We start from the raw sequence: 11796 nt of genomic DNA, 5'->3' as shown, positions 1-11796 counted from the left end.
TCAACGCCGACGCTGCTGGAGCAGCGCCATGCCCTTTTCGATGTTCAGCGCCGTACACACACCATTGAGTGTGAGCCCCAACTCGACCAGCGTAATCGCGACTGACGGCTGCATGCCCACTACGACCGTCTGCGCATCGAGCACGGTCGCCATCGCCGCGGTATTGCTGATCATCCGGCCAATAAAAGAGTCCACGACATCAAGGGCAGAGATGTCGATTAACACACCTTTAGCACCGTCCTTGACGATGCGGTCGGTCAAATCGTCCTGCAGCGACATAGCGAGACGATCGTGCATATCGACCTGAATAGTGACAATCAGGTAATCGCCCAAGCGCAGAATCGGAATCCGGTCCATGATCTGACCTTACGCGGCGGGACGACCCGGTATCACCGTCGCATCGGTGCGCTGCAACGCCACCACAAAAGCATCCGCGAGCGTTGATTTGGTCGTCACATTGGTCAAGTCGACGCCAAGATGGACAATCGTCTGTGCAATCTGCGGACGGATGCCGCTGATAATGCAATCCGCGCCCATCAATCGCGCTGCCGCCACGGTCTTGAGCAGATGCTGAGCCACCAGCGTATCGACGGTTGGCACGCCCGTGATGTCGATGATTGCTAGGCTCGCGCCGGTTTCAACAATTTTCTGCAGCAAGCTTTCCATTACCACTTGGGTGCGACCGGAGTCGAGCGTACCGATCAATGGCAACGCCAGAATTCCATGCCACAATTGCACGACGGGAGTCGACAACTCCAGCAGTTCCTCCTGCTGCCGAGAGATAATCGCCTCGCGGCTGCGCTGATAGATTTCAGTCGTATAAAGACCCAACGCGTCAAGCAATTCGTTCACTGCCCACCCGGTATCGGCGAGCATGGCGGGATTGTCAGCGAATTGGGCGCTCAGTCGCGCGTACAGCGGCCGCTTCAACGAGAACACAAAAGTCGCCGTCTCGACCGGCGTGAACCCAAGCTTAGCGCAGTGCCCGGACATTTCGGCAAGGAATGCACGCACCGGCTCCCACTGTGCATCGCTTGCGTCCAACGACGACGTGCACTCAAGCGTATCGAGAAACACATCGAGAAATCCACGGAATTGATCCCGAGCCTCGGCTTCCGTGGCCAACCCTCGACGCAATGCAACCGGCAAATGCTGATCGATCCATTCGGATAACAGCACAGCGCGATGTTGACGAAGTATGTCAGCGAGGCCCGCTCCGCTGGCAGTATTCATGCGATCTCCGCTTAACAGATAGTCAATGATGCGGTTAGAAATAGAAGGGCAGCACCTTACTATAGTTCGTCACGGCAATAAACGTTGCAGCCACAAATGTCCGGATCTGCATCATGGGTGACGGGTGTACACCCGGTCACCGGGTAATCCGCCCCAAAATTTGGTGGAATTGCATGCCGCGCGGCCGAATGCCTTGAACACCGAAGCGCTGGAACGCATCGGCGCGTTGTACAAGGTCAAGGCAGAGATCCGCGACAAGCCGGTCAACCGGATCGATGAGCTGCGCCCTGGCGCCTGGCACAGGACCTGGCTTAGTCGTCGTACGCGATCGGTGCTTCGGCGCAATCCAGGACAATCGAGTGCATACGGATCTCGCACCACTCCTTGAACATCTTTAGCGTACGAGCTTGCGGCCATAGACACTCGTCGACATACCAATCCTCGAGCATGCGTTCGAAGATGACCTGCCAGTGCTTGTGCAACCAACGCTTGACAGCGGCCTCGGGATCGTTACCGGCTGCAGGAACCAGGAAGGCGTTTGCATTCTCGCTAGCTTGCGCCAGCGTCAATGCCATGCCCGCAGCAGAATCGACGCTGTTGATCCAGGTAACGAACGCAGCCTTCGGCGTCGCTATGGCGACAACTCGGTTCGCTACCAAACGTGGCTCCACTGGCATCTTGGCAATCTCGGTACAAAGGCCGCCATGCTAAAGCAAGACGGTGTCGGCGCCACGTCTTACAGCCAATGTCACGCATCGGTTGCAGCAGTGGCGCTTCATGACGGGTTGAACCTGACGGGCACTAGCCGTGGAAGAATGCTACAACGCTGAGCATCGTGCGATAGATGCCCCACATGAGTGGTAACCCAACCGCGACCCAAGCAAGCACGACCAGCGCACCACTGCCGAACGCCCGCATAGCGGGCGCTTCAGCAGCAAGTTCGCACACGGGTGGCGTAGGGTGCGCAACGCGTTTTTCCTCCGCAAGTTCCTGCTCGCTCATGAAATATTTCGGGTGCACTGGCTTTATCAGAAGATTGCACACTAGGCCCACTAACAGCATGCCAACTAAGATATACATTGACTGGTTGTAAACTTGCTCACGCGGCAGGCCGCGAGCCAGCTGGTAGTCACGCATATAGTTCACTACGACCGGCCCAAGGACGCCGGCGGTTGCCCAAGCTGTGAGCAGCCGGCCATGAATGGCCCCGACAAACTGAGTGCCAAACAAGTCGGCCAAATAAGCAGGAGCCGTGGAAAACCCTCCGCCGTACAGACTGACGATGACACAGACAGCAGCAACAAAGAGTATTAAATATCCGGCGGTAATACTCGACGGAATGCTGGCGTATAGAAGCCCGCCCAGCACGAAGAAAATGGTGTAGGTCCGTTTGCGCCCGAGCTTATCGGAAAGACTGGCCCAGACAAATCGGCCGCCGATATTGAACAAACTCAGCAGCGCGGTAAAACCGGCTGCCACAGAGGCGATTGACATCAATTGTTCTTTGCCAAGTTCGGAGAATGGTACAGCTTGGCCAATCAGGTGTCCGCCGAATACTTCTTGCAACATCGGACTGGCCATGCCGATAACGCCGATTCCGGCCGAGACATTCATGCAGAGCACCATCCAAACGAGCCAGAACTGCGGGATACCCCACACTTTCTTCACATGGACATGGTGCTGAGTCACCATGGTATCGTCTGCCTGCTCCTTAGCAGACTTCCAGCCAGCAGGTGCCCACCCAGACGGCGGTATGCGATAGGCCAGTGCGCCACTCATCATAAAAACGAAGTACAGTGCAGCCATAGCGACAAAAGTTTGCGTCACGCCGCCCCCTTCGTATGCAGCAAAGGCCGCCATAAGTTCCGTGGCTAGCGGCGAGCCAATCATCGCACCGCCACCAAATCCCATGATAGCCATGCCGGTGGCCATGCCCCGTCGATCAGGGAACCATTTGATTAGTGTACTGACTGGCGAGATGTACCCGAGACCCAGACCAATACCGCCAATCACGCCGGAGCCCAGCAGCATCAGCCAGAACTGGTGTAAGTGGATGCCAAGTGCGGAAAGCAGCATACCGCCGCACCAGCATAGCGCACTGACCACGCCAGCCTTGCGCGGACCTGCTCGTTCAAGCCAGCCTCCCCAGATGGCGGCAGAACTGCCAAGCAGCACAAAGAACAATGTGTACATCCATCCCAGCGTGGAAATCTTCCAGTCGCAGTGAGTCACGAACAACTCTTGCAAAAAGCCAATCTCGGGACCGCAGGACATAGGGTGGGTGATGCCGATGGCCTGCGACAACGGTAGCCAGAAGACCGAGAAGCCATAAGCCATGCCTATGCACAAGTGAATCGCCAAGGCGGCCGGGGGCACCAGCCAGCGGTTGAAGCCTGGCTTCGCGACAATGCGCTCCTTGGAGAGAAAGGGCACGGCCGCGGCTTGCTCGGCAGCGCCTGCACTTAGGCTTGACGTCATGTTGTCTTTCCCAATAATGGACCGGCCACAGACGCACCTCTGTCTTTAGGCATGAAGGCCGCCGGTCGGTTAAGCGAATAAGCAGACAATTTATCAACTACAAAACCAGACAGTCCTATTTTTTGCGGTACTGTCACGATACCGCCGACGACCGAGTTGTATACGACATCGCCGGCGGTATCTGCGCCTATACAAAGTGGTCCGTCTGCCTAGTGAGGCAGCGATCTGACCATTTTATCCAGCGCGCAGGCGTCAAAAGCAACCGTTTACGTCAAGACAGTTTTGACGCTGGGCTTCCCCTTCGCCCACTCTTTCGCATACAGCGACACGCAGAATGCTGCGACCACGTCAAACACTTTGGGTTCAGTCAACAATGTCATATGGCTGGACGAGTCCACGTCAATCATCTCAAAGCTTGGCAATTGCCGTTGCCACTCTTGCCAATAGTTGGTGTGATTGAAGGCCGCGAATTCTCGGCTGTCAGTGGAGAAATAGGGCTCCAAATCCCCCATCCACAAACCACTGGCATTCCGGAAATAATAACAAGCGACTTCCTCGGCCTTCGGCAACGGCAGAATCCGATACTGCTCCACTTGGTAGGATTGCTGAATCCGAGCCACTTGCTCCATCATGTGCTGCAAACGGTCATCACTTATCTTCAAACCTCGCTGCCGCGCCAACGTCATCAATTGCTGCCGATAGGCTGGATGCGACAACGACAAATCAACCTCGTCCCGGTGGATTAATACTTCGGCAAAACGTTCAGGCGTGTCACTGATCGTCATCTGCAAAGACATATTGACTACCTGTAGCAGTCTGGTCTTATCGGCCAACTTAGCGGTGCGCTCACCGGTGACATCCGGCGAGTCCAGCATCACCAGGGTCGTTACCGTTTCCCCCGATGCCTGCAGTTGCCGGGTCACCTCATAAGCCAGCATGCCACCGAGCGAGTAACCGCCGAGATCGTAGGGACCATGGGGCTGCACCGATTGAATCGCTTGAACATAATAGGCCGCCATCGCCTCGATTCCCTGGAGCGGCTCGCGCTCGGTCATCCATCCTTTGGCTTGAAGTCCAAAAAACGGCCGGTCGATGTGATGGGCCAGTTCTTGGTATATCTCACTGCCGCCCAGCGCACCGTGGAACCAGAAGATGGGCTGGCCATCGTCCACCGTATTGAGTCGCTGCAACTCCAAAAAGCGTGTCGTCGGACGGGTAAAAAGCTCACTGATCTTGACTGGCAGCCCTGGCCCTTTTGCGCTTGCCCGCTCATCACGTTCGGCCAGCAAATCTAGCAAGTCTTGAATCGTAACGCACTGCTGGATTTTGGCTAACGCTAACTCAGGATCCATTTCCGCTTGTAACTGCATCGCCAGCTGGGCCATGACGATGGAGTCAGCCCCATAGACACTGAGAGGCTTGGCCGGCGACAATTCTTCCGGCTGCATACCCAGCAAATCAGCCAACACGCGTAGCCCACGTTCAGCGGCAGTCTCCGTGTGGCTGGCATGATCATCGGTTACGTTCACTGGCGTACTAGTTGAGGCCTGCTGCGTAACGCTGGCCGCTATGGCGTTGCCCTGCAACGTTGTTGGCGTGTTGGACTGCTCTAGCCAATAGCGTTTTTTATCAAATGCATAAGTCGGCAATGGGACGATTTTTACGCCATAGCCAGCGGAGGTATTTTCCGCCAGCTTGTCCCAGGGAACCTCACCACCCTGCGTCCAGAATAGCGCCAGCTGTTGTCGCTCATCGGCGGCAATCAAGCTGTGGCTTAACGCGTCTGCGCCAGGACCGCACAACAGGCTAGCCGTCGTCGCCGGCACCTCGTCAATATTGCCAGAAAACAACGGCAAATTGAGCTTTGCTAACGCGGCTATGCCATCACTTTGGTTCAACACCTGCCCAATCTCGCATAGTGCCGCACGTAACTCGTCCATGCTTTTCACTAGCAACGCCAACCGCCACTGCATCGCCTCACGGCCAGTTTGCAGGGTGTAGGCAACGTCGTTGAGCCGTAAATTCGGATGCATATCGAGATGACGTGCTAACCTCATCACCCCCTGGTGCAACGAGCGGACGCTTTTCGCCGACATCGGCACGATATAAAGAGCGCCGTTCTCGACCTGCGCTACACCGTCCCCCAGATGTCCTGGGTTCTCCTGATACTTTTGATATTCTTCGAGCACCAGGTGGGCATTGGAACCGCCAGCACCAAAGGCGCTGAGTGCCGCCCGGCGCGGATATTGTCGCCTCATCCCGTCCATGTCGACCACGGGCTGAGGCCAATGGCCCAACTCACGTTGCAATACAAAAGGCGAATTCTCGAAGTCCAGCTTAGGATTAAGCGGGCCGAGCAATAGAGACGGCACCAGTTGCTGGTGTTGCAGTTGTAAGACTAGCTTGCTGAGTTGGGACATGCCCGAAGCCGCCTCGGCGTGGCCGATATTCGACTTGACCGAGCCAATTGCACAGGATTGGTTGGCAACGCCGGCTTGGCCAAAGACTCGGTTCAACGCACTAAGCTCGATAGCATCGCCCATTGCCGATCCATTAGCCGCTGACTCCACATAACTGATCGTGCGCGGGTCAACCCCTGCCCGCTTGAAATTGCTGTCGATCAGCGCCGCCTGCGCCTTGGCACTTGGCATCGAAAAACCATGGGTATGGCCGCCATGATTGACGGCGGTCGACTTGATTACCGCAAGGATTCGATCGCCATCGCGTTCGGCGTCGGCCAGTGTCTTAAGCAAGACTGCGCCGACCCCTTCCGCCGGCAAATAACCATCGCCGTCGGCGAAACTACGGCTGCTGGCGTGGCTGCCAAGCACCTTACCGATACTCAGGCCGATGTATTTTTTCGGATGCAGCGTTAGGTTAACGCCGCCGGCAATTGCCAATCTGCAATCGCCGTTGCGCAGGGCCTCACCAGCGGCATGGATTGCGGAGATCGACGATGAGCACATCGTGTCGATCGCCAAACTCGGCCCCTGAAAATCAAAGAAATAAGATACCCGGTTCGCAATCGCGCTGTATGAAGTCACGGATACCAACGACTCTTTGACGAAGTCCGCTTCAAACGCTTGGTACTGTTGATACATTACGCCGACAAACACGCCAACCTGCTGCTGATACTGCTGTTTTAACCGTTGTCGAGTCAGCCCGGCGCTTTCCAGTAAGTTCCAGCAAGTTTCGATGAACAGCCGGTCATTGGGGTTAATGATTTCCGCCTCGCGAGGCGACAGGTTGAAAAACAACGGGTCAAAATCTTCAACTCCATCGAGAAAACCGCCCCATTTACAATAGGTCTTGTCAAACCGGTCGCGCTGTTCAGCAAAATAAGCCTGATGGTCCCAGCGCTGCGTGGGCACTTCACTGATGAGATCTTCGCCGCCTGCCAGCTTGTGCCAAAACGTCTCCAAATCTTCAGCGCCAGGGTAACGCCCACTTATACCGACGATCGCCAGTTCACGGCTTGAATTGGCCATAGACGGTGTATCCTGCTGCGCGGTTCGGCGACGGCGCTTGCGCGCGGGCAGCTGCGTAGCAATTGCTATTGGCTCTACCCTCTCTGCCTGCGCTACCTTTGGTCCGTGCTTAGCGGTCGTGTGCCGATTAACCGGCTCGCCCAACACCCGCTGCTGCAACGCATCGCGATGATGGTGAATAAAGTACTCGCTCAGTTCACGCACCGTTTGATATTCGTATAACAAAGTATTCGGTAGCGAGCCAAAACTTTGTTCCAGCTTAGTGGTCAACTCGGTGAGGATGATCGAGTCAACGCCGTAGCGTTCGAACGAGCCATCGCTATCAATTTTTTCTACAGGCCGCTTCAGCGTCGTCGAGAGCAATTGCTTGAAATAACGGATCGCCGGCTCGGTCAAATCCCGATGCACTGGTTCGTCATTGACGTTGGCTGTCGGCGACGGCTCGTCAACTAGAACTTGTGTCGTCGGCGCAGCAGACTGTTCGGCCGCGCCTGGCTCATCAAACATAGCCGCCACCGGCTCATGCCACTGAGCCGCAATAAATGCTTTAATTTTGGCGGTATTGCCTTCCAAAACCATCAACCGCTCGGGTGCGTTGGCATCGGCAAGCGCCCGACGCAGCAACTCCAGGCCACCGTGGTCACTCAACGGTTCGATGCCAGTGTGCTCAACCATGAGTTGCTCGCGTTGAGGATCAATCTGCATCCCGCCATTGCGCCATAACGGCCAGTTAACCGCGAGCGTGCGGCCATGGCGGTGACCGGCAGCTGTCTGGCGGTTACGCCAACCGGTAAACTCGTCCAAAAAGGCGTTGGCCAGCGCATAGTCACCTTGGCCGACATTACCAATCACCGCGGAAACCGACGAAAACAGGACAAAACAATCTAGCGCAAGGTGAGCACTAGCCCGGTCCAGATTCAGCGCCCCCGCCACCTTAGGCAACAGCACCGCCGCCCAATCGGCCTCGCTCTTATTGCTAAGCAAGCTGTCTCGGGTAAGACCGGCACAATGAAAAATGCCATGAATACCGCCAAACTCCCGCTCACACTTCACGATTAGCTCGTCAACCGCGATCCGATCAGCCACGTCCAGCGCCTCGAGCTGCACTTGAGCGCCTAACTTTTTGATATGGGCGATCCGCTCGGCGGTTTTAGACGACAATTGGTCAGCGGAGCGGCTAGCCAGGATCAGCTTGGCGCCATGCGCTTCCCGGGCAATCGCTTCGGCCAGCAACAGCCCCAATCCACCTACGCCGCCGGTCAGCAAGTAGACGCCGCCGGCGCGCCACGGCGCGGTTTCGGTAGCGGCCAATGCCGTTTCCTGCCAAGACGCCACTTGGCGCTGATACCGAGTCTCAACGCTATGCTGATAACGGACCCGCTCGTCCTCCTGGTAGCTATTCTCAATCAATAACCGCGCCAGCAACTCAGGCGAATGCCTTCCAGACACCTCGATGGACTGGGCGGCAGCGATCAGTCCTTCGTTTTTGGCGGTCTTGAGCAGCGCTTGCAGTGAAGCGAAGACTGAGGTGCTGAGCCGTGGGCCATGATCACTGTCAAGCAGAACCAACTGCACCAAGCTATCCGATCGGTTTTCTTTTAAATAACCAAGCAAAACGCTAGCCAACGATTGCAACGCGCAAGCGGGATCCTCAGCAGCGGCAGGCAATCGCTCAACGTTGATCTGCCGGCCCGATATCCGTTCCTGGCAGCAGTCTGCCAGTTTGTCCAATACAATGGGTTGGCTACCTGCCAATAAAATCAATTGCCGGTTATAGTGCTGTTCACCGTCCTGGCGTGGCGCTTTATCCCGCCAGACCGGCGCCATTACCAGTGGCTTAGCTTGGCCGCTATCTAATCTTTTCGACGAGAAGCCAAGCAGACGAAGCGCCACCCGGCCCTGCGGGTCACACAGATCCACGTCCAATTTGTTAATCCGTCCCGGATGGTGATTAACGGCATAACGTACCCATGCATAGCAACCATTGCCAAGCAGGTTCAGATCACCCAAAATCACGCCATCCAGCGCAAAGGGCACCAGTGGCTGACGGCGAGCGTCCGACTGAGCCGGATCCACCAACGCCAGTCCTAACGCTGCCTGCAACGCGGAATCGAGCAGGCCGGGAGGCAAACGTAGCGACTCGTCGCACTCCCCGGCTTCTGAGAACTCGCAAGGCAACGCCAATTTAGCCAGCACTTGACCATTGCCCGCCTGTAATTCGCTGATTCCGCGGAAGTGTTCTCCATAGTCCAGCCCCATCTCGCCAAAGATTTGGTAGCACTGCTGTGGCTCCAGTCGCTGCTGCTCGGTAGCAGCGGCGATTGCGAGCAAGTTCAGCGGCGGTAAGGCTTGAGTAGCGCCGACCAACGCCACGCCGCGGCAGTAGCTTGGACCATCAACGTTAGCGCCGACAATCTCGAACAGAATCTCGCCATTGTCTTGCTCTGACAGCTCGATGTCGATGGCCAGCTCACCACCGTCATGGCGCATCGGGTGCTGCCACGCGATATGCTTGAACTGGACCAGCGCGTCATCGTCGGCAAGCGACAGCTCGACCGCAGCCCTGGCCATTTCTAAGTAAGCGACCCCTGGCAGGATTTTGACGCCATTGACCCGATGCTCGTCAAAGAAGAATTCGTTGCCATTAAATCGGCTACTAAAACGCTGCCCCGCCAGATCCGAGGTATTACGCTGCACTAAAGGATGGAGGATCGGCTCGCCCGAGTGCTCAACCACCGGAGCCTCGCTGATCCAGTAAATTTCACGGTTAAACGGGTAGGTCGGCAGCGGGATTCGACGCGCCCGACCATCTGGATAAAGCTGACGCCAGTCGACGGTTGCCCCCCGGCACCATAACGCGAGCAACGTGTCGCGATCCTGTTGTTGCAGCGCTCGGAGCACCTCACCCGTCGCAACGTCGCCGGCAGGTTCGTCACGCTGGTCGTAGCCGTTGGCAAGATAGTGCCCGAGTTGGTCCAGAAGACTGTCTCGACTGTCTGCCACTATTGCCAGCCGGCATTCCATCGCCTCACGGCCCAACTGCAAACTGGCGGCCAAATCCGGTAACGCAAGCTGAGGCCGTTGCGCTATAAAGTCAATCAACTGCTTGATTCGCGACTTGAGCGCTTCGGGCGTCCTGGCCGATATTGGAAAGATCGTCGCCGCACTGCCTTGTGCCGTTACGCCGACGGGGGACTCAACCGCCTCCAGTACGATGTGCGCATTGGTACCGCCAAAACCGAATGAACTGACACCCGCACGACGGGGCGTGTCGGACTGTGGCCACTCCCGCGCTTGCTGCAACACTTCAAAAGGGCTGCCGGCCAAGTCGATATAGGGATTGAGTTGCTCGCTATGCAAACTCTTGGGTAGGTAACCGTGCTTGAGAACCAGCAACGTCTTGATCAATCCGGCGATACCAGCAGCAGATTCGAGGTGGCCAATATTGGTTTTTACCGATCCGAGGTAACAACGCCGCGCGCTGCTACGGCCCAGCTCGGCAAATGCCTGCTTGAGCCCGCTGATCTCAATGGGATCTCCGAGACGGGTGCCTGTACCATGGACCTCGATATAGCCTATGCTGTCAATATCAACGTTTCGACAGGCTTGTTTGATCAGATTGGCCTGCGCCGTGGAGTTAGGCGCAGTCAGCGAATTGGCATGGCCGCCATGGTTTCTCGCCGAGCCAATAATAGTAGCCACGATGTTGTCACCATCGGCCAGTGCTTGTTGATAATCCTTGAGAATCAACACGCCAACGCCTTCGCCCCGAACATAACCATCGGCATCGGCGGCAAAGGTTTTGCAACGGCCGTTAGGGCTTAGCATGCCTGCCTTCGCAGCGCCAATGAACACCATGGGCTCAAAACAGAGGTTGACCCCACCGGCGACCGCTACCATGCAGTCACCGTTAAGAATCGCTTGTGCCGCCTTGTACACCGCCACCAATGAACTGGAGCAGGCCGTATCGACCGGCGCGCTGGGGCCGTGAAAATCGAACAAGTAAGAGATACGGTTGGCAATGATCGAGTGGGCGTTACCGGTAGCATCATGGGCGCCTGCCGCCGTGCGGGCCAATAAGCCGTTATAGTCGGCTGACGATACGCCGATATAAACCCCAGTATCGCTACCGCGCAGGCTTTGCGGGGGAATCCCCGCATCTTCGAAAGCCGCCCAGGTTTGCTCCAGCACGATGCGGTGCTGAGGATCCATCGCTTCGGCTTCACGCGCGGAGATCTTAAAGAAATCGGCGTCAAACGCCATCGGGTCTTTGATGAAGCCGCCCGGGCATGCAAATTCTTTCCGCAGGTGGCGACGTTCGGCGATGCCTGGCAGGTTCCAATAAGGAAACTCGCCGATTGCCGAGCGCCCCTGCACCAGTAAATGCCAAAACTCCTCAGTATTGTCCGCGCCGGGGAAACGCCCGGCAAAACCAACAATCGCCACTTTGCTAGCGTTCGGATCCGATTGGGCACCGCTGTCTACGCTAGCACCGATTTGCCGTCGGGTCTGCTGCTGTACGGTTTGCCGTTGTCCGGCACGCCGCTGGGTGGGCAGGCTGATGTCACTTAGATCGTTTGCAATTGTCTTTTCCATG

The 11796-nt window shown here is 56.7% G+C and carries 5 protein-coding genes; all 5 read right to left on the bottom strand.

The genetic code is table 11. From position 1 onward, the window contains the following. The gene (locus tag RA167_RS05465) at positions 1–357 is read right to left on the bottom strand and encodes an STAS domain-containing protein (RefSeq protein WP_076786982.1); all 357 of its coding nucleotides are present in this window, start codon (positions 355–357) and stop codon (positions 1–3) included. 9 nt (positions 358–366) lie between these two features. Next, positions 367–1233: an STAS domain-containing protein gene (locus RA167_RS05460; protein ID WP_076786980.1), complete on the bottom strand. Its 867-nt coding sequence runs from the start codon at positions 1231–1233 to the stop codon at positions 367–369. Positions 1234–1544: 311 nt separating this feature from the next. After that, a complete protein-coding gene (locus RA167_RS05455) occupies positions 1545–1892 on the bottom strand; it encodes a hypothetical protein (protein WP_235090485.1) in 348 nt (115 codons plus the stop codon). A gap of 142 nt (positions 1893–2034) precedes the next feature. Further along, the gene (locus RA167_RS05450) at positions 2035–3711 is read right to left on the bottom strand and encodes an OFA family MFS transporter (RefSeq protein WP_076786973.1); all 1677 of its coding nucleotides are present in this window, start codon (positions 3709–3711) and stop codon (positions 2035–2037) included. A gap of 266 nt (positions 3712–3977) precedes the next feature. Next, on the bottom strand, positions 3978–11795 hold the full coding sequence (locus tag RA167_RS05445) for a type I polyketide synthase (RefSeq protein WP_076786971.1): 7818 nt from the start codon (positions 11793–11795) through the stop codon (positions 3978–3980). Position 11796 lies beyond the last annotated feature (1 nt).

The sequence above is a fragment of the Mycetohabitans endofungorum genome (genome assembly GCF_037477895.1).
Classification (GTDB): domain Bacteria; phylum Pseudomonadota; class Gammaproteobacteria; order Burkholderiales; family Burkholderiaceae; genus Mycetohabitans.
The sequence above is the reverse complement of the archived record's forward strand: the minus strand, read 5'-3'. Positions and strand labels throughout refer to the sequence as shown.